This is a genomic window from Sphingomonas longa (assembly GCF_016892685.1).
Taxonomy (GTDB): Bacteria; Pseudomonadota; Alphaproteobacteria; order Sphingomonadales; family Sphingomonadaceae; genus Sphingomonas; species Sphingomonas longa.
Window position 1 is genome coordinate 36,622 of sequence record NZ_JAFEMC010000007.1, and the last position, 19,735, is coordinate 56,356.

General features: G+C 67.0%; 16 protein-coding genes and 1 pseudogene. 15 read left to right on the top strand and 2 right to left on the bottom strand.

The window, feature by feature from the left end; genetic code table 11:
• Positions 1-120 precede the first annotated feature (120 nt).
• Entirely contained in the window at positions 121-594 is a 474-nt protein-coding gene (locus ILT43_RS18190; RefSeq protein WP_204200412.1) for a cyclophilin-like fold protein, read from the top strand.
• Positions 595-620: 26 nt separating this feature from the next.
• Here the strand turns inward: ILT43_RS18190 and ILT43_RS18195 are convergent, their stop codons facing one another.
• Together ILT43_RS18195 and ILT43_RS18200 are read right to left on the bottom strand one after the other, a co-directional pair.
• Positions 621-1,406: an SDR family NAD(P)-dependent oxidoreductase gene (locus tag ILT43_RS18195; RefSeq protein ID WP_204200413.1), complete on the bottom strand. Its 786-nt coding sequence runs from the start codon at positions 1,404-1,406 to the stop codon at positions 621-623.
• Positions 1,403-2,416, bottom strand: coding sequence for an Ldh family oxidoreductase (locus tag ILT43_RS18200; RefSeq protein WP_239475063.1), 1,014 nt, complete (start codon positions 2,414-2,416; stop codon positions 1,403-1,405). The genes ILT43_RS18195 and ILT43_RS18200 overlap by 4 nt, the downstream gene beginning before the upstream one ends.
• A 263-nt stretch (positions 2,417-2,679) precedes the next feature.
• Here ILT43_RS18200 and ILT43_RS18205 point away from each other — a divergent pair, with 263 nt between their 5' ends.
• The 14 genes and pseudogenes from ILT43_RS18205 (at position 2,680) to ILT43_RS18270 (ending at position 19,697) form a co-directional block, all read left to right on the top strand.
• Positions 2,680-3,879 carry an acyl-CoA dehydrogenase gene (locus ILT43_RS18205; protein ID WP_204200415.1) on the top strand — a complete coding sequence of 400 codons (1,200 nt, stop codon included), beginning with the start codon at positions 2,680-2,682 and terminating at the stop codon, positions 3,877-3,879.
• Between the two features lie 20 nt (positions 3,880-3,899).
• Positions 3,900-5,318 (top strand): aldehyde dehydrogenase family protein, encoded by a 1,419-nt coding sequence (locus tag ILT43_RS18210; protein ID WP_204200416.1) that lies wholly within the window; start codon positions 3,900-3,902, stop codon positions 5,316-5,318.
• A gap of 205 nt (positions 5,319-5,523) precedes the next feature.
• A complete protein-coding gene (locus ILT43_RS18215; protein ID WP_204200417.1) occupies positions 5,524-7,311 on the top strand; it encodes a flavin-containing monooxygenase in 1,788 nt (595 codons plus the stop codon).
• Positions 7,311-8,150 (top strand): SDR family NAD(P)-dependent oxidoreductase, encoded by an 840-nt coding sequence (locus ILT43_RS18220; RefSeq protein WP_204200418.1) that lies wholly within the window; start codon positions 7,311-7,313, stop codon positions 8,148-8,150. Before ILT43_RS18215 ends, ILT43_RS18220 begins: the two co-directional genes overlap by 1 nt.
• 54 nt (positions 8,151-8,204) lie before the next feature.
• A complete protein-coding gene (locus tag ILT43_RS18225; protein ID WP_204200419.1) occupies positions 8,205-9,080 on the top strand; it encodes a 3-keto-5-aminohexanoate cleavage protein in 876 nt (291 codons plus the stop codon).
• Complete coding sequence (locus ILT43_RS18230) at positions 9,080-9,640, top strand: carboxymuconolactone decarboxylase family protein (protein WP_204200420.1); 561 nt, start codon at positions 9,080-9,082, stop codon at positions 9,638-9,640. The genes ILT43_RS18225 and ILT43_RS18230 overlap by 1 nt, the downstream gene beginning before the upstream one ends.
• On the top strand, positions 9,637-10,587 hold the full coding sequence (locus ILT43_RS18235; RefSeq protein WP_204200421.1) for an amidohydrolase family protein: 951 nt from the start codon (positions 9,637-9,639) through the stop codon (positions 10,585-10,587). The genes ILT43_RS18230 and ILT43_RS18235 overlap by 4 nt, the downstream gene beginning before the upstream one ends.
• Entirely contained in the window at positions 10,587-11,393 is an 807-nt protein-coding gene (locus tag ILT43_RS18240) for an aspartate/glutamate racemase family protein (protein ID WP_204200422.1), read from the top strand. Before ILT43_RS18235 ends, ILT43_RS18240 begins: the two co-directional genes overlap by 1 nt.
• A pseudogene (locus tag ILT43_RS18245) lies at positions 11,390-12,099 on the top strand (CoA transferase subunit A). The gene ILT43_RS18240 and the pseudogene ILT43_RS18245 overlap by 4 nt, the downstream one beginning before the upstream one ends.
• Positions 12,099-12,737: a 3-oxoacid CoA-transferase subunit B gene (locus tag ILT43_RS18250; RefSeq protein WP_204200423.1), complete on the top strand. Its 639-nt coding sequence runs from the start codon at positions 12,099-12,101 to the stop codon at positions 12,735-12,737. Before ILT43_RS18245 ends, ILT43_RS18250 begins: the two are co-directional and overlap by 1 nt.
• Before the next feature lie 45 nt (positions 12,738-12,782).
• Positions 12,783-13,709, top strand: a complete 927-nt coding sequence (locus tag ILT43_RS18255; RefSeq protein WP_204200424.1) for a LysR family transcriptional regulator — start codon at positions 12,783-12,785, stop codon at positions 13,707-13,709.
• A gap of 115 nt (positions 13,710-13,824) precedes the next feature.
• On the top strand, positions 13,825-16,221 hold the full coding sequence (locus ILT43_RS18260) for a membrane-bound PQQ-dependent dehydrogenase, glucose/quinate/shikimate family (RefSeq protein ID WP_204200425.1): 2,397 nt from the start codon (positions 13,825-13,827) through the stop codon (positions 16,219-16,221).
• A gap of 14 nt (positions 16,222-16,235) precedes the next feature.
• The gene (locus ILT43_RS18265; protein WP_204200426.1) at positions 16,236-17,255 is read left to right on the top strand and encodes an SMP-30/gluconolactonase/LRE family protein; all 1,020 of its coding nucleotides are present in this window, start codon (positions 16,236-16,238) and stop codon (positions 17,253-17,255) included.
• 198 nt (positions 17,256-17,453) lie between these two features.
• Positions 17,454-19,697 carry a TonB-dependent receptor domain-containing protein gene (locus ILT43_RS18270; protein ID WP_204200427.1) on the top strand — a complete coding sequence of 748 codons (2,244 nt, stop codon included), beginning with the start codon at positions 17,454-17,456 and terminating at the stop codon, positions 19,695-19,697.
• Positions 19,698-19,735: the final 38 nt, after the last annotated feature.

Below are 19,735 nucleotides of genomic sequence, written 5' to 3' on the forward strand. Positions count from 1 at the left end.
GCCGTATTCATCGCCGCATCAACCGCCGAACAGTTGCCGTTCAACCCCCTGAATGGGAGAAGATCGACTGCGGTCCCGTCCTCGCCCGCCTCTGTCGAGGGCGCGGACGGGACTTCCTGGATGGCACAACGAACCCTGCAAGCGCTGACGGCTCTGGTCGCCGTGGCCGGGATCGCGCTCGCCGCCGCGCAGGCGCGACGGACGTCCGGCTTGCCTGCCGCAACGGAGCCGAAGATCATGCAACGGATCACGATCATGGCCGGTGATCGGCCTATGACGGCGACGCTCTACGACAATCCCACGGCGCGGGCTTTCGCCGCGACGCTGCCGTTCGCCGTGACCATGCATGACCACCGCGATCAGGAGAAAGCCGGGCCGTTGCCTCGCCCCCTGTCGATCGGCGGTCCAGCGCAGCGCGACTTCACCGCCGGGGAGATCGGCTACTGGTCGCCGACGGCCGACATCGCCGTCTATTATCGCAGTGGCGACGGCTTGCCGTCCCCCGGCATCATCATGATCGGCAAGGTCGATGGCGACTTGATGCCGATGAAAGCGAAGGGAAACCTGCGCGTGCGGTTCGCACGCGCCGAGTAAGAGAGCGGCTTCGCTGATCGCCCCGACTACATCCGGTCGAAGCGCCCGCCGTCGACATGGATGGTGTGTCCCGTCACGTAGCTGCAATCGTCCGACGCGAAGAACAGGATCGGCGCGACCAGCTCGTCGAGGCTGCCGATGCGGTTAAGCACGACCGTCTTCTTGCGGTGGTCGAGATGCTCCTGCACCTGCTCGGGCGTGCGCGTGGTGGCGGACATCGGCGTCAGGAAGGTGCCGGGCGCGACGCAGTTCACCGTCACGTTCGCCGGCCCGACCTCGCGGGCGAGCGTCTTGGTCAGCATGATGACCGCGGCCTTGGCGGCGGCATAGGCCGAACTGCCGCCCGGCGAACCGGCGGTGCCGTGTGGCGTCGCACCGGTGCCGAGCGCCGAGGAGATGTTGATCATCCGGCCGTAGCCGCGCTCGACCATATACGGCGCTGCGGCCTGCGCGCAGAAGAATACGCCCTTCAGGTCGACCGCCAGGACGATGTCCCAATCCTCCGAGCTCATCGTCGCGAACGGGCGGTAGCGCGAAATGCCCGCATTGTTGACGAGGATATCGATCCGGCCGTGCCGCTCGACGATCTGGCGGGTGGCGTCGTGGACCGCTTCGCGGTCGGACACGTCGAAGCATTGGCCGGTGGCGGTGCCGCCCGCGGCGCGAATCTCCTCGACGGTGCGCTCGATCCCCTCGGCATTGAAGTCGGCGACGACGATCGTCGCACCCTCCGCCACGAAGCGGTCGGCGATGGCGCGACCAATGCCGGATGCGGAGCCGGTGACCACCGCCACCTTGTCGTTCAGTCTCATGCGTCATGTCCCAGTTGAGCGGTCGTATCGCCGTCGCGCAGGGCGACGAGTGCGGCGTAGATGCTGTCGTCCACCTCGATCGTACCGGCGGCGAGCGCGGCGCGACGCTTGGCGGCGCTGGAGCGGCCCGGCACGCGGACCCGCTCCACGCCCGGCGCGGGGCGCGACGCCTCGATCTGGGCGGCCAGCGCGGTGACCTGCGCCTTGAACGCATCGGCCGGGCCGAGCAGCGCAGGGTCGAGGACGAGGAAGAAGAAGCCGCAGGCGGACACTTCGTCGACGACGATGCGACTGCCGCACATCACGCCGAGCAACTGCACGACCAGCGACAGGCCATAGCCGCGGTGGCCGCCCCAGGGCAGGAACGCGCCGGCGAGGGCGGCGGAGGGATCGGTGGTGGGTTGCCCGTCCGCATCGACCGCGACGCCGCTGTCGAGCGGCTGGCCGAGCTTCTCGCGCAACAGCACGTCGCCCCACGTGGTCATGCCGGTGCCGAAGTCGATCACCAGCGGATCGGGATCGGCCGGGAAGGCGAAGGCCAGGGGGTTGGTACCGAACAGCCGATCGACGCCGCCTGCTGGTGCGACGCGGGCCATCGTGTTGGCGGTGTGGAACGCGACCATGCCGGCACGGGCGGCGCGCTCGACATAATAGGCCAGACGGCCGCTGAACCAGGTGTCGTTGATCCCGACGATGCCGACGCCGTTCTCGCGCGCCAGATCGATCGCGGTGTCGATGCCGATCAGCGACGTGACGTAGCCGTTGGTGCCGCCGCCATCGATCACCGCGGCGTTGGGGCTGCGCCGGTCGATCGTGATCGGGCGGGCGGGCTCGCGCTGGCGCAGATGCTCGACCAGCGCGAGCACCCGCGGCAGCCCCGCGAACGGATGTCCCGCCGCCGCCGCATCGACCAGATGATCGCCGACGATGCCCGCATGATCGGTGCTGACGTCGAACCGGGTGAGCACGTCGATCACGAGTTGGCGCGCCTGTGCCAAGGGAAGCTGCATCACCGGATCGTCCGCTCCAAATCCGTTATCGTTATGCAGCGCAGACTACACGGCAAGGCGCGCAGGTCTTAGCCTGCGTGATGCGGAACAGCTTTCCGTTTGGCGGGACAATAATGACGCCGCGATCTTTGCGCTGGCCGTGAAGATGTTGAGCGCGACCGACGATAGGTGCCGTCCGTCCGGCGCGATACCGACATTGTAGGAGAGCGACGGAATCTCGGCGTTCGATCCCGTGTCCACGGCCCAGCGAGGCATCATCGACCATGCTAGCACGCAGCACCAAGCCCGCCCCGTTCAACTGGGCCGATCCCTTCCTGCTCGACGATCAGTTGAGCGAGGAGGAACGCCAGATCGCCGACGCCGCGCGTGCCTTTGCCGAGGCCGAGCTGCGACCGCTGGTCAACGACGCCTATCTCGACGAGGTGACGCCGCCCGAACTGTTCCGCAAGATGGGGCAGGCCGGCCTGCTCGGCGTGACGATCCCGGAGGATTATGGCTGCGCCGGTGCGAATTACGTATCCTACGGCCTCGTCGCGCGAGAGGTGGAGCGCGTCGATTCCGGCTATCGCTCGATGATGAGCGTGCAGTCGAGCCTCGTGATGTACCCGATCTACGCCTATGGATCGGAGGAGCAGCGGCGGAAGTACCTGCCCGGCCTCGGTGCAGGCGAACTGATCGGATGTTTCGGGCTGACCGAGCCGGATGCCGGGTCCGACCCCGGCGGCATGAAGACCCGCGCGACGAAGATCGACGGCGGCTATCGGCTGAACGGCGCGAAGATGTGGATCAGCAACTCGCCGATCGCCGATGTCTTCGTGGTATGGGCGAAGTCCGATGCGCATGACGGCGCGATCCGCGGGTTCGTGCTGGAGAAGGGCATGAAGGGCCTGTCCGCGCCCAAGATCGGCGGCAAGCTGTCGCTGCGCACCTCGATCACCGGCGAGATCGTGATGGAGGATGTCGAGGTCGGCGAAGATGCGCTGTTGCCCGGTGTCTCCGGGCTCAGCGGGCCGTTCGGCTGCCTCAACCGCGCGCGCTACGGCATTTCCTGGGGTGTGATGGGGGCGGCGGAGGATTGCTGGATGCGGGCGCGGCAATATGGCCTCGACCGCAAGCAGTTCGACAAGCCGCTGGCGCAGACGCAGCTGTTCCAGAAGAAGCTGGCCGACATGCAGACCGAGATCACATTGGGCCTGCAAGGTTCGCTGCGCGTCGGGCGGCTGTTCGACGAGGGCCGGATGGCGCCCGAAATGGTGTCGCTGATGAAGCGCAACAATTGCGGCAAGGCGCTGGAGATCGCCCGTCATTCCCGCGACATGCACGGGGGCAACGGCATCCAGATCGAATATCAGGTCATGCGCCATCTGGTGAACCTGGAGACGGTCAACACCTATGAAGGCACGCACGACGTGCACGCGCTCATTCTGGGCCGGGCGCAGACCGGCTTGCAGGCGTTCTTCTGACCCAAGATCGGACACAGACGATGAAGCATTACGGCCAGATCTATATCGACGGCGCGTGGGTTCAGCCGATCGGCACCGAGCGGCGCGAGTTGATCGATCCTGCGACCGAGCAGGTGTTCGCGACGATCACGCTGGGCGATGCGGGCGATGTCGATCGCGCGGTGGCGGCGGCGCGACGTGCCTTTCCGGCGTTCTCGGCGACGAGCAGTGCAGAGCGGATGGCGCTGCTGGAGCGGATCATCGCCGGCATGGAGGCGCGGCGGCCCGAGCTGATGGCGGCGTTGACGCAGGAGATGGGCGCACCCGCCAGCCTGATCGCGCAAGTCAATGCCGGCATCGCGTCGCTGCGGCAGGCGGTCGTGACCTTGGGCGAGTACCAGTTCGAGCGGCGCGAGGGTGCCTACATCCTCCGGCATGAATCGATCGGTGTCGCCGGGCTGATCACGCCCTGGAACTGGCCGATCCAGATGATCTGCAACAAGCTGTCCTCCGCGTTCGCGGCAGGGTGTCCGGTCGTGGTGAAGCCCAGCGAGACGACCTCGGTCAGCGCGCTGGTGCTGGCGCAGATCATCCACGATGCGCAGGTGCCGGCGGGTGTCTTCAACCTCGTCATCGGCAACGGCCGCGGCGTCGGCACGCCGATCGCGGCGCATGAGGACGTGGATGTCGTCAGCTTCACCGGATCGACCCGCGCGGGCGGGCTGGTCGCGGCGGCGGCGGCGCCGTCGATCAAGCGCGTGACGCAGGAACTGGGCGGCAAGTCCGCCAACATCGTGCTGCCCGATGCCGACCACCGCGTCGCGGCGGAATACAACGTCACGCGCGGCTTTTCGAACAGCGGGCAGTCGTGCCATTCGCCCACCCGACTGCTGGTCGAGCGAAGCCGGCTGGAGGAGACGCTCGGCTATATGACAGCGGCGGTCGCCAGGATGTGCGTCGGCGATCCGAACGATCCGGCGACGACCCACGGCCCGGTGGTCAATCGCGCGCAATATGACAGCATTCAGGACTATATCCAGAGCGCGATCGACGAGGGCGCGCGGCTGGTCTGCGGCGGTCCAGGCCGACCGGAGGGGCTCGATCACGGCTATTTCGTGCAGCCCACCATCTTCGCGGACGTGACGCCGGACATGACGATCGCGCGCGAGGAGATCTTCGGGATGGTCACGGCCGTGATGACCTATCGCACGGTCGACGAAGCGCTGGAGATCGCGAACGACTCGCCATACGGCCTCGGGGCCTATGTGTTCGGCAGCGACGGTGATGCCGTGCTGGATGTCGCGCGACGGATGCGGGCGGGGCGCGTGTTCCTGAACGGTGCGCCGGCGGATACCGCCGCGCCGATGGGCGGCTATCGCAAATCGGGCAACGGGCGCGAGATGGGCGTCTACGGTCTGGAGGAATATCTGGAGGTGAAGGCGATGCTCGGCACGCCCTGACCTGCATCATTCAGTTTGGTGGTGAAGACGCACCCCGCCGCGATCGATCGCGGCGGGGTTTTTCGTCGGCATTCATAACCCCATAGATTGTCCCGTAAAACGCGAAGATGCTTGCCGTGGCCGGGCGTAGGCGTGTCGCTCGCTTTTGCGCCAAACCCTGGACGACCCGGCGCGTGATGGCGCGGGCGTTGAGGGAGTGGAGCGAATGGACCCTGCGCGTAGGCCGCAGCTATCGGCAGCGTATGCCGATCATGCGGAGCCGGACCTGGGCGCGTTGGTCGATCGCTGGCTGGCATCGTTCGAACAGGCACTGGTCGCCCGCGATTCCGCCGCTTTGCACGCGGTGCTGGGCGAGGAATGCCATTGGCGCGACTTGCTGGCGTTTACCTGGAGCATCACGCCGCACGACGATCGCGACACGGTCGTCACCGGGCTGATCGAGGCGCAGGCGCGCGTGCAGGCATCCGGCTTCACGCTGGCGCGGGATCGCACCCCGCCCCGCATCGTGACGCGCCACGGCCGTGAATCGATCGAGGCGATCTTCACGTTCGAGACGGGTAATGGCCGCGGCGACGGGCTGGTGCGGTTGCTCGCGGACGACCCGACGCGGGCTTGGGTGCTCGCGACATCGCTCAACGAATTGAAGGGCCATGAGGAACCGGTCGGAAAGCGGCGGCCGGTCGATCCGGCATCCTCGCGCACCTTCGGCGGGGCGAACTGGAGCGACCTGCGCGCCGAGGAACAGGCGTTCGAGGATCGCGAGCCGGCGGTGGTCATCATCGGCGCGGGGCAGGCGGGACTGGCGATCGCGGCGCGGCTGGGTCTGCTCGGCGTCGGTACGCTGGTGATCGACCGCAACGCCCGTGTCGGCGATACCTGGCGCAACCGCTACCATTCGCTGGCGCTGCACAATCAGGTCAATCTGAACCAGATGCCGTACCTGCCGTGGCCACCCAACTGGCCCAAGTACCTGCAAAAGGACATGATCGGCGGTTGGCTGGAAAACTACGCCTGGGCAATGGAGTGCAACGTCTGGACCGGTACGTCCTTCCTGGGCGGCGATCACGATGCGGCGAGCGGCACGTGGAACGCACGCGTGCGACGTGCCGACGGCAGTGAGCGCACGCTGCATCCGCGCCACCTGATCTTCGCCAACGGCGTCGCGGGCAAGCCGACGACACCGCACATTCCCGGCCTCGACGATTTCGCCGGGACGGTCATGCACACCAGCGACTTCACCAGCGGAGCCGAATGGGCGGGCAAGCGCGCGCTGGTGCTCGGGGCCGGAACCAGCGGCCACGACGTGGCGCAGGACCTGCACGGCCACGGTGTCGATGCGACGCTGATCCAGCGCGGCCCGTCGACGATCACCAGCGTCAAGGCGGCCGGCCTCGTCCATTCGCTCTATTACGACGAGGAACTCCCCACCGACGACGCCGACATCATCGCGGCGGCGGGCAGCTATCCATTGCTCGTGCGCGGCTATCAGGCGGCGGTGAAGCGGATCAAGCAGGTCGATGCCGATCTGCTCGCCGGCCTCGCGGCGCGCGGCTTCAAGCTGGATTTCGGTGAGGACGAGACCGGCCACCAGATGAAGTTCCGGCGGCGGCACGGCGGCTACTACCTCGATTGCGGCTGCGCGCAACTCATCATCGACGGCGATGTCGGCCTGATGCAATATGAGGATATCGAGCGGTTCGTCCCCGAAGGCGCGCTGATGAAGGACGGCCGGGTCGAGCCCGCCGATCTGGTCGTCACCGCGACCGGCTTCCAGAGCCAGCAGCAACTGGTCCGCGACCTGCTCGGCGATGCGATCGCCGACAAGCTCGGGCCGATCTGGGGCGTCGCGCCGGATGGCGAACTCAACAACATGTTCCGCCCGACCGCGCAGGACGGATTGTGGTTCATCGGCGGCGGCTTCGCCCACGCCCGCATCTATTCCAAGTACATCGCGCTTAACATCGCGGCGCGCGAGTTCGGGCTGGTCGCGTGATGTCGGCCGCGCCCTTCGACCTTTCCGGCAGGGTCGCGCTGGTGACCGGCGCGGGTTCGGTCGGCGACGGCTGGGGCAATGGCAAGGCCACCGCGGTGCTGCTCGCGCGGCATGGAGCAGCGGTGTTCGGCCTCGACCTGAACGAAGCGGCGCTGGCGGATACCGGAGCGGTACTCGCCGATGAAGGAATCGCCGATCGCTGGGCGGCGCGGCGTTGCGACATGACGGACGGCGCGGATGTCGCTGCGGCGGTGGCCGCGTGCGTGGCGCGGTTCGGGCGCATCGATATCCTGGTCAACAACGTCGGCGGCAGCGCCCCCGGCGATCCGGTGACGATGGACGAGACGCTGTGGCAGGCGCAGATCGACCTCAACCTCACCACCGCGTTCCTCGCGTGCAAGTATGTGCTGCCGGTGATGACGGCGCAATTCGACGCGGCGGGACGCGGCGGCGCGATCGTCAACATCGGCAGCATCGGCGGCATGACCTATCAGGTCGGCGGCCGGGTGAGCGCGGGCTACGCCGCGGCGAAGGCCGGGCTGGTGGCGTTCGGGCGATCGACCGCCATCGCCTTTGTCCGGCAGGGTATTCGCGTGAACACGGTGGTGCCGGGCGTGATGTATACGCCGCTGGTCGAGCATCGGCTGGTCCGGCAACTCGGCGCAGACGACGCCGCCCGGCTGATCGCCGATCGCCATGCGAGCGTGCCGATGGGACGGATGGGCGATGCCTGGGACGTGGCGAATGCCGCCCTGTTCCTGGCGAGCGACGCGGCCGGATACATCACCGCGACCGAATTGGTGGTGGACGGCGGCATGACCGCCGCGCGTCCCGGCTGATGCCGTCACAACGATAAACAACCGGCCCTCGAGAGCCGGCGCAGGAGAGTATTCGTGAGCAGACCCGTCATCATCAGCTGCGCGCTTACCGGTTCGGGCGACACCCCCCGGCTGAGCCCGCACGTGCCGATCACGCCCGAACAGATCGCTTCGGAGGCGCTGGCGGCGCATGAGGCCGGCGCGGCGATCGCGCACATCCACGTCCGCAATCCCGAAGACGGATCGCCCAGCCGCGACATCGCGCTGTACCGCGACGTGGTGCAGCGGATCCGGGCGGCGGGCACCGATCTCGTCATCAATCTCACCACCGGCGTCGGCGCGCGCTACATGCCCGATGCCGGCGACCCCAATCGCAACGCCAACGACGGCGGCATCGCCGCACCGGCGGATCGCATGGATCACGTGCTGGAATTGCTGCCGGATATCTGCAGCCTCGACGTGGCGACGATGAACTTCGGACGGCATGCGTTCGTCAACGTCCCCGACCATATCGAGGCGATCGCGACTGCCGTTCGCGCCGTCGGCGTGAAGCCCGAACTGGAAGTCTTCGACCTCGGCCATGTCGCCCTGGCGTTGCACATGTACCGCAACGGACTGTTCGCGGACCCGCCCTTCTTCCAGCTATGCCTCGGCATCCCCTGGGGCGCGCCGGCGACGTCGGAGGGCATGATCGCGATGCGCAACATGCTGCCCGGCAACGCGCATTGGAGCGCGTTCGGCATCTCGGCGCAGCAATTCCCGATGGCGGCGCAGGCGGCGGTGCTCGGCGGGCATGTGCGCGTCGGGCTGGAGGACAATCTGTTCATGGCGAAGGGCGAACTCGCGACGGGCAACGCGCCGCTGGTCGCGCGCGCGGCGCGGATCGTGCGCGAACTGGGCTACGAAGTGGCGACGCCGGCGCAGGCGCGCGACATCCTGAAGCTCGGCTGATGGCACGGCTCGCCATGCCCGATGTGCTGACTGACGAGCAGCGTTGCGTGTGCGACGAGGCGGCGGCGGGCAAGCGCGGCAAGGTGCCGGCGCCGATGATCGCGTGGCTGCGCAACCCCGAACTCGCACGGCGCGGCCAGCGCGTCGGGGAGTTGCTGCGCTACGACACGGCATTGCCGGCGCGACTGACCGAACTGGCGATCCTGATCTGCGCGCGCCACTGGACGTCGCATCACGAATGGACCGCGCACAGCCGCCTCGCCCTCGATGCCGGGCTGGAGCCGGAGGTGATCGCGGCCGTCGCGCGCCGCGACCCGCCACGTTTCGCCGACCCCGAGACGGAGCTGGTCTACCATGTGTCGCAGGAGATGCTGGCGAACGGCCGTCTGTCCGCAGCGCGCTACGGCGAGGCGATCGACCTGCTCGGCGAACGCGCCTTGGTCGAGCTGGTCGCGACGCTCGGCTATTATTGCATGGTGTCGTTGACGCTCAACGCGTTCGAGCTGGGCCTGCCCGAGAATGTCGCTCCCGCGTTACGCGATTTGGCGATGGCGCGATGATGACGGAGGCGATCGTCGAACCCGATCGGCCGATCGTCGATGCGCATCATCACCTCTACGATCGACCCGGCACGCGCTATCTGCTCGACGATTTCGCCGCCGATCTCGACAGCGGGCATGCCGTCGTCGCGACGGTGCTGGTGCAGGCACGGCATTGCTATGACATCGCTTCGGGTGAGGCGCTCGCGCCGGTCGGGGAGACGCGGTTCGCGCGGCGGGTGGCGGAGGCGGCGGGACGACGTAACGTCGCCGCGGCGATCGTGCCGTTTGCGGACCTGACCCTCGGCGATGCGGTGCGGCCGGTACTCGACGCGCATCTGGCGGCGGGGGAGGGGAGTGTACGCGGCATCCGGCATATCCTGGCATGGGATCGCAATTCTGCGCGGCTCAACCCCGCCTATCCCACCAGCGAAGCGATGATGGACGACATCGCATTTCGTCAGGGGTTTCGGCATCTGGCACCGCTCGGGCTCAGCTTCGATGCGTGGGTGCTGTACCCGCAACTGCCACGGCTCGCGCGCCTCGCCGGCGACTTCCCCGACACCGCGATCGTGGTCGATCATTGCGGCGGGCCGATCATGGGCGACACCGACGTCTTCGCGACGTGGCGCACGGGGATGCGTGCGCTGGCCGAGCGGCCGAACGTGTCGGTCAAGCTGTCCGGGCTCGGCATGCCCTCCGCCGGCTTTCCGAAGGCGGAGCGCGCACGCGATCTGGCGGCGGCGTGGCGGCCGTGGATGGAGACGTGCATCGAACTGTTCGGGGCAGGGCGGGCAATGTTCGCGAGCAATTTCCCCGCCGACCGACCGGGGCATGGCTATGCGACGGGTTGGAATGCGATGAAGCTGGTCGCGGCGGGCGCAAGCGAGGCGGAGAAGGACCGGCTGTTCCGGGGTACCGCCACGCGCTTCTACCGGCTCGCGACCGATCAGCGGAGGGATCATTGATGCGGCTCTATTATCAAAGCTTCGGCGTATCGCGCGGCTCGACCGACGGCCATTATGGGCGGCAGTTGAAGGCGATCGTCGAACAGGCGGCGGCGCCGGGGACCGAGATCACGATCGCCGGGCTCAGCCCGCATCGCGCCGTGGCGGACCAGTATCGCTACCTCGAACTGCTCGACACGATCGAGGTGACCGAACGCGGCATGCAGGCGGAGCGCGACGGCTATGACGCGTTCCTGGTCGGCAACATCTTCGAACCCGGCCTGCACGAATTGCGCGAGCTGCTGAACATCCCGGTGCTCGGCCTGCGGGAATCGTCGGTGCAGATGGCGTGCCTGATGGGCGCGAGTTTCTCGCTCATCAACGTCAACCCGAAGTTCGTGCCACGCATCGTCGAGGGCGTGCAGTTGCAGGGCCTGTCCTCGCGCATGGTGTCAGTCGAGCATATGACCGTCGAGCGACCGGGCGTGTTCGACCTCGCCTTACGTGACGAGACCGCGCGGGCGGAAGTGGTGCGCCAGTTCGTCGAGGTGGCGCAGGTCGCGCTCGCCAAGGGGGCGGAGGTACTGATCCCCGCGGGCGGCAGCCTGATGACGGTGCTGACGCAGGCGGGCATCCACCAGATCGACGGCACGCCGGTGCTGAACGGCGTCACCGCATTGGTGAAGACGGCGGAGATGGCGGTGGGCATGCGCGCGGTGACCGGCGTCTTCACCAGCAAGCGCATGAAATACGCCGCGCCGACCGGCAAGCTGCTCTCCGACGTGCGCGCGGCCTATGGCGACCACGTCTATCTGGGGGCGGAATGATGCGGAAGCTGTATTCCGATGCCGCCGCCGCGCTCGACGGCCTGCTGCACGACGGCATGACGATCTGCGCGGGCGGGTTCGGCCTGTGCGGTATCCCGGAGCGGCTGATCGACGCGATCCAGGCCTCGGGTGTCAAGGACCTGACGATCGCCAGCAACAATGCCGGCATCGATGGCGAAGGGCTCGGCAAGCTCCTGCGCACGCGTCAGGTCAGGAAGATGATCTCCAGCTATGTCGGCGAGAACAAGGAATTCGAGCGCCAGTATCTCTCCGGCGAACTGGAGGTGGAGTTCTGCCCGCAAGGCACGCTCGCCGAACGCTGCCGGGCCGGTGGCGCAGGCATCCCCGGCTTCTACACCAAGACCGGCGTCGGCACGTTGGTCGCCGAGGGCAAGGAGGTGAAGACCTTCGACGGCGAGGAGTACATCCTCGAACGCGGCATCCGCTCGGACATCAGCATCATCAAGGGGTGGAAGGCGGACGAGAGCGGCAACCTCATCTTCCGCAAGACCGCGCGCAACTTCAACCAGCCGATGGCGACCGTCGGCCGCATCTGCATCGCCGAGGTCGAAGAGGTGGTACCGGTCGGTTCGCTCGATCCCGATGCGATCACCTGCCCGGCATCTACGTGAAGCGGATGATCGTCGGCAGCCCGTACGACAAGAAGATCGAATTCCGCTTCACCCGCGAAAGGGAGGTCGCCTGATGCCCTGGGATCGCAACCAGATGGCGGCGCGCGCCGCACAGGAATTGCAGGACGGGTTCTACGTCAACCTCGGCATCGGCATCCCGACGCTGGTCGCCAACAACATCCCCGCGGGCATGACGGTGACGCTCCAATCCGAAAACGGCATGCTCGGCATCGGCCCTTTTCCATATGAGGACGAGGTCGATCCCGACCTGATTAACGCCGGTAAGCAGACGATCAGCGAGCTGCCGCAGAGCGCCTATTTCGGCAGCGAGCAGAGCTTCGCGATGATCCGCGGCGGCCATATCGACCTCACCGTATTGGGGGCGATGGAGGTCAGCGAGGGCGGCGACATCGCCAACTGGATGATCCCGGGCAAGATGATCAAGGGCATGGGCGGGGCGATGGACCTCGTCGCCGGGGTCAAGCAGATCATCGTCGTGATGGATCACAATGCCAAGGACGGCAGCCCCAAGTTCATCCCGTCCTGCACGTTGCCGCTGACCGGCAAGAACGTCGTCGACATGATCGTCACCGACTTGGCGGTGTTCCGGCGGCCGGATCATATATCATTGTTTAAGCTAGTCGAATGCGCTCCAGGTGTTAACATGGATCAGATTCGCGCGAACACGACCGCGGCGTTCGCCGTCGCATGAACGCCGCCGGCCATCGCGCGACCGACCATGACAGGGAGGGTTGCGATGGCGAGCGCACTGGATGAATTGAAGCTGGATCGCGCGTTCGTGCAGATCGTGAAGAGCGGCAGCATGTCCGCCGCGGCACGGCAGCTCGACACGTCGGTGACCTCGATCGCGCGGCAGTTGAGTCGGTTGGAGGCCTCGCTTGGCGTACGGCTGCTCAACCGCACGACGCGATCGCAGTCGCTGTCGGAAGCCGGCACGGTCTATTATCAGCGGCTGATCGAGGTGCTCGACCAGATCGACGCGATGAAACGCGATGTCGCATCCTATCAGCAGGGGACGAAGGGACGGCTGCGCGTCCATCTTCGCACCTCGATCGGGTTGCAGGTCGTGGTGCCGGCGCTGCCGAACTTCTTCCGTCGCAACCCCGACGTGACGCTCGACCTGACGCTGACCGACGAGCGCGCCGATCTCGTCGCCGAGGCGATCGACGTCGCGATGTGGCTGGGCAATCTGCAGGATTCCAGCCTCGTCGCACGACGGCTCAGCCCCAGCCGACGGGTGATGTGCGCCAGCCCCGATTATCTCAAGCGGAACGGCGAACCGCGCCTGCCCAACGATCTCGACGCGCACAATTGCCTGCTGTTCCTGGCGCGCAACTACCTCAATCGCTGGCGGCTGACCAAGGACGACGAGACGATCGAGGTGCCGGTCAACGGCAACCTCCAGACCGACAATGGCGCGGTGTTGCGGACCAGCGCGATCAACGGGCTGGGCATCGTCATGCTGCAACGATCGATGGTGCAGGAGGATCTGGACGGCGGGCAACTGGTGCAGGTGATGACTGATTACGAGGTCAGCCCGACCGAATTCGATACCGCGCTGTACGTCGTCTATCCGTCGAGCCGCCGGCTGTCGCCCAAGACGCGCGTGTTCGTCGACTTTCTCGTCGACCTGTTCCGCCGCCATCAGGCGCCGCTGACATGAGCGCCGTTCATGGCCGCATTAAGCCGGGCGCGGGGATCGGCCCGCAGTGCGCGATGCTATCCCAACCCAACATACGACGGGCGACGCAGCCCGCGATCCTTCAGGAAAGATGATCATGGCAGCCCCGGACGGAACAGGAGCGCGGCTGGTTCGCCGCGCGGTAGCGATCATCGTGGCGGTCGTCGGCCTTGCGCTGACGGTCGGCGGCGTGGCGCTCGTACTCGACGGAGGCTCGCTCTATTATCTCGTGACCGGCATCGCGGTGCTGGCCAGTGGCGTGCTGATCTGGCGCGGCGATGCGCGCGGGCTGACGCTGTACGCGGCGATGCTGGTGTGGACGCTGGCGTGGAGCCTGTGGGAGGTCGGCTTCGACGGCTGGCAACTGGCACCGCGGATCATCGCGCCGTTCGTGCTCGGCTTGGCCCTGCTGTTGCCGCCCGTCTGGCGACTGCGCGCCGGCAAGACACCCGCGGCGCGTCGCGGGCTCCCAGCATTTGCAGCCGCATCGGCGGTTGCGCTCGTCGTCGGCACCGGGCTGCATGCGATCGGCCCTGCCGATCCGGAGAAGCCGGTCTACCGCACGGGCATGCAGGGAGCCGCGCCGTCGCGCCTGCCGCAACCGCTCGCGGCGATCACCGCCACCGACTGGCAGGCCTATGGCAACGATCAAGGCGGAACGCGCTTCAGCCCGCTGACCGACATCAACGCCGGCAACGTCGCCGGGTTGAAGCAGGTGTGGGAAGCGGATTTCGGCCCGGCGGGGCGGGGCAAGCCCAACGGGCTGGAGGTGACGCCGATCATGATCGGCGACGCGCTCTACGCGTGCGACGGCTATAGCCGCGCGGTATCGTTCGATGCGGAAACCGGTGCTGTGCGCTGGCGCGTCGACACCTCCGGCGGCGCGACCGAAACCGGCAAGCCCTGCCGCGGCGTCGCCTATTACAAGGTTCCCGGCGCGACCGGCCTGTGCGCCGAACGCATCTTCATGGCGAACCAGACGCCCAACCTCGTCGCGCTCGATGCGCGCACCGGCCGCTTCTGTCCCGGCTTCGCCGCGGGCGGTCGCGTCAACCTGAAGGACGGTATCGGCCGCTACCCCTACGGGCAATATTACGTCAGCTCCGCGCCGCAGATCGTGCGCGGTAAAGTTGTCGTCGGCGGCGGTATCCCCGACGGCCAGCAATGGGGCGGGCCGTCGGGCGTGATGCGCGCCTATGACGCGGTCACCGGCCAACTCGCCTGGGCGTTCGACGCGGGTCACCCGGAGCGGATCGGCGCGCCGCCGGCCGGCGAGACCTATACCCACTCGTCGCCCAATAGCTGGGCGCCGATCAGCGCGGACGAGACGCTGGGGCTGGTCTATTTCCCGATCGGGGGCGCGACGCCGGACAATTTCGGTGGTCAGCGCCGGCCGTTCGACGATGCGCTGGGATCGTCGGTGATCGCGCTGGATGCGGAGACGGGCCGGCTGCGCTGGCGCTTCCAGACGGTGCATCACGACATTTGGGATTACGACGTGCCGTCGCAGCCGACGCTGGTCGACCTGCCGACGCCGAACGGCATCCGCCGCGCGCTGATCCAGCCGACCAAGCGCGGCGAGGTGTTCGTGCTCGATCGCCAGACCGGTCGCCCGATCCTGCCGGTCACCGAACAGCGCACGCCGCAGGGCGGGATCGTTCCCGGCGAGCGGCTGTCGCCGACGCAGCCCGCGTCGCTGTCGCTGCCCGCCTTCCGCGGCCCGGTTCTGCGCGAAAAGGATATGTGGGGCGTCACGCCGATCGACCAGATGATCTGTCGCATCCTGTTCAAACGCTCGCGGTATGAGGGGCAGTTCACGCCGCTGACGCTCAACAAGCCGGTGTTGCAGGCGCCGGGTTCGATCGGCGGGGTCAATTGGGGCAGCGCGTCGATCGACGTCGATCGCGGCATCATGATCGTCAACTGGATGCAACTGCCGGACCGTGTCGAGCTGATGACGCGCGAGCGGGCGATCAAGGAGAAGCTCAAGCTGTCGGACGGCCTTGATGCAGGCGGATCGAAGGATCGGCCGATGGAGAATACGCCGTATGGCGCGATCGGCACCAACTTCCTGTCGCCGCTCGGATCGCCGTGCACCGCGCCCCCCTGGGGATCGATCTCCGCAATCGACCTGCGCACCGGCAAGCTGTTGTGGTCCAAGCCGCTCGGCACCGCGCGCGATCTCGGTCCGCTCGGGATCCCGTCGATGCTGCCGATCACGATCGGCGCGCCGAACGGCGGCGGTGCGGTGACCACGCGCGGCGGCATCGTGTTCATCGGCGCCGCGGCGGAAAAGGCGTTCCGCGCCTTCGACACCGCGACGGGCAAGGAATTGTGGCACGTCCGCATCCCGTTCAGCGCCAGCGCCACGCCGCTGACCTATCGCGCGCCGCGGAGCGGGCGACAGATGGTGGTGGTCGCGGCCGGCGGCCGTCCCGCCTTCTCGATGCCGGCGGGGACGAAGCTCGTCGCCTTCGCGCTGCCGACTCGCTGAAAGGACGCTCGCTCATGATCGCTGTTCGTATGCTGGTCACCGGCCTGATCGCCGGAGCCGCCATCATGCCCGCTGCCGCCCCGGCGCAGCAGGCGCTGACCTATGACGCGCAGACACGCACGCCGGTGCCGATCCCGCCCGGCGAGCGCGGCGTGCAGACGGTCACGGCGGTGCCGTGGCTGGAACTGCCCGGCGTGCGCGATCTGGAGGGGCCGGCGTTCGAACGCGACGGCAATCTGTTGTTCTCCGATGTCGCCGGGCGGCGCGTGTTGCGGGTGACGCCGGACAAGCGCGTGTCGACCGTCGTGACGTTGCAGGGACTGGGGCCGGGCGGCCTCGCGATCCACCGCGACGGCCGCATCTTCATCGCCGCGATCGATATCCCGGGCGAGAAGGGCGCGATCCTGAGCATACGGCCGGACGGCAGCGGGTTGACGACGATCATCCCGGCATCGGCGGGGTTCATGCCGAACGACGTGGTGTTCGACGCGGAGGGCGGGCTGTATTTCTCCGACTTCCGCGGCACGGCGACGGAGCCGAAGGGCGGCATCTATTATGTCGCGCCCAACGCAAAGACCGCTACCGTCGTGCTGCCGAACATCGCGATGGCGAACGGCGTGGCTTTGAGTCCCGACGGCAAGACGTTGTGGGCGACCGAGTTCGGCCGCAACGCGCTGTACCGCGTACTGCTGGCGGATGCGACGCATCCGGCGCCGCTCGGCACCGCGCTCGCCTATCGCTTCACCGGGCCGGCACCGGACTCGCTGCGCACCGATCGCGACGGCAACCTGTATGTGGCGCTGTACGGGCAGGGCAGGGTGCTGGCATTCGGCCGCAACGGCGTGCCGATCGGTCAGGTGCTGCTGCCGGACCGCGATGCCGGCCACAACCTCGGATCGACCAACAGCGCGATCCGGCCGGGCAGCACCGACCTGTATATCGTCACCAGCGACGGCACCGGTCAGCCAGCGCGCATCCTGCGTTCGCGGACCTTCGCACCGGCAGCGATGCCCTATTCCCACAGCGGCGGGTAATCGACGTCCATCTTGGCGTCTGCGCGCAAGCACCTTCCCACGTAGGCGCCTTGGTCGGTTTCGTTTCGCAGCCATACCTTTCCCTCAACACCTCGCTGCGCCGGGGGCCGATCCAGTCTTCAAAGGACTTGTCGGACCCTCCAACGACAAGCGGGTGAATAAACATCCGGATGTCGGATGGTAGAGGAGGGGATTGCAGTGAAAGCATTATACGCGTCCGTCGGTGCCGCCGCGCTGATGGCATCGGGAGCCGCCGCAGGTCAGGACGTCCCAGCGGCTGTTGCAGCCGCGACGGCACAGGATAGCACGACACCTGCCTCGGCCGCCGGGAGCCAGGTTGCGGACACGAACCCCTCGACCCAGCTGGAAGATATCGTCGTGACGGCGCAGCGCCGTTCGGAACGCCTCCGCGAGGTGCCGATCGCGGTAACCTCGATCTCGCCGGAAATCGCCAATCAGCTCAACATCCGCGACGTGCAGACGGTGCAGATCGTCACGCCGGGCCTGTCGATCACCACCGGCATTGGTTACGCCATGACCTACATCCGCGGCGTCGGCGCGGCCTTCTCCAGCCCCGGTGTCGAAAACCCGATCTCGGTCTATGTCGACGGCGGCTATGTCGAGCGCGGCAAGGGCGGCAACCTCGACGTGATGGACCTTGCCTCGTTGCAGGTGCTGAAGGGACCGCAGGGAACGCTCTGGGGTCGCAACTCGACCGGTGGCGCGATCCTGATCAACACCGCCGATCCGGAGTTCGAGAAGAGCGCGCGGGTGACGGGCGAGATCGGCAACCAGGGTCACCGGCTGATCGAGGGCGTGCTGAACGTGCCGCTCAGCGATACGCTCGCGCTGCGCGTCTCGGGCCGCTATCGCACGGACGGCGGCTACATCCGCAACCTCCCCGATAACTACATGTTCGGCTGGGCGGACAATTCCTCGGTCCGCGGCAAGCTGCTGTGGAAGCCGACCGCCGACTTCACCGCGATCGCGATGATCCAGCACGACAGCCGCAAGAATTCTCTGCCGGCTAATTCGCAGATCCTGCCAAACAACCTGTGCAGCCTGTGCTCGCTGACCGGCTTCACCTATCCGCTCGCCGATCCGTTCACGACGACGATCAACCTGCTGAACGGCGGCGTCGGCACGGTGGCGAAGAACGACCTCTACAACCTGCGGCTGAAATATGACGCGGGCAAGGTGACGATCAGCACGGTCACCGCCTATGAGAAGAACCGTACCGACGATTTCGTCGATGCCGATCTGACCAACGTCAACGGCACGCCCGGTCCCGGCGGATTGAATTTCGTCATCCCCTCGACCAACCGCACCTTCAATCAGAACATCACCGCGACCTCCAGCTTCGGCGGGATGATCGAGGCGCTGGCGGGGATCGATTACCTTAACGACAAATCGACCTATGCGCTGCATGTCGTGCCGAACCTGCTGCCGCCGTTCTCGCCGGCCAATCTCGCCTATATCGACACGACCAGCTTTTCCCCGTTCGGCGAGGTCAACGTCAAGCCGATCGATCGGCTGACGATCACCGCGGGCGGGCGCTACACCTGGGATCGCCGGACCGGTCGCCGCACCGGCGAACCGAACCAGCGCGTGACCTTCAAGAGTTTCTCGCCGCGCCTGGTCGTCGCCTACGACACCGGCCCGGTGAACCTCTACGCATCGTACAATCGTGGCAACAAGGCGGGCGGATTCAGCACGCCGGCGGTGCCGCTCCAGGCGTTCCTGCCGGAGACGCTGGACGGCTATGAGGTCGGCGCGAAGTTCGAATCGTCGGATCGCCAGTTCCGCTTCAACATCGCCGCCTACCATTACGACTATAAGCAGTTGCAGACGCAGGCGATCGACCAGGGCGGACCCAGCGTCGCGCTGTTCCAAAACCCGGATGCGAAGATCAACGGTATCGACGCGGATGCGGGCTGGAAGCCGGTGGAATGGCTCCAGTTCCTGGGTGGTGCCACGCTGATGAAGTCGCGTTACGTCAACTTCGACAATGCCGGGGTGCAGGTCGTGCGGCGTGATGCTGCCGGACGGATCATCGGCACGACACCGGGAACCGAGAACCTGACCGGCTTCGCGCTTCCGCACGCGCCGACCTTCACCGCATTCATCGGTGCGACGCTGTCGGGTGATATCGGCGGCGGCTGGATCGGCAACCTGACGGGTCTGGTCAACCACTCCAGCTCGTTCACCTTCTTCCCCGGTGGCGGTGGTCCGTTGCGTGCCGACACGCAGCCCGCCTTCACCACCGCGCGTATGAGTGGCTCGATCGGTCCCGCCGACGAACGGTACGCGATCGGGTTCTACATCGACAATCTGACCGATCAGGTGACGTACAACATCCGCTACACCACCGCGCCCTATGGCACCGGGCAGCAGGTGAACCGCCCGCGCACCTACGGTTTGCGGCTTACCGCGCGCTACTAACCGGGGCTCTCTCCGCCCGGCAGCCTTCCAGGCCCGGC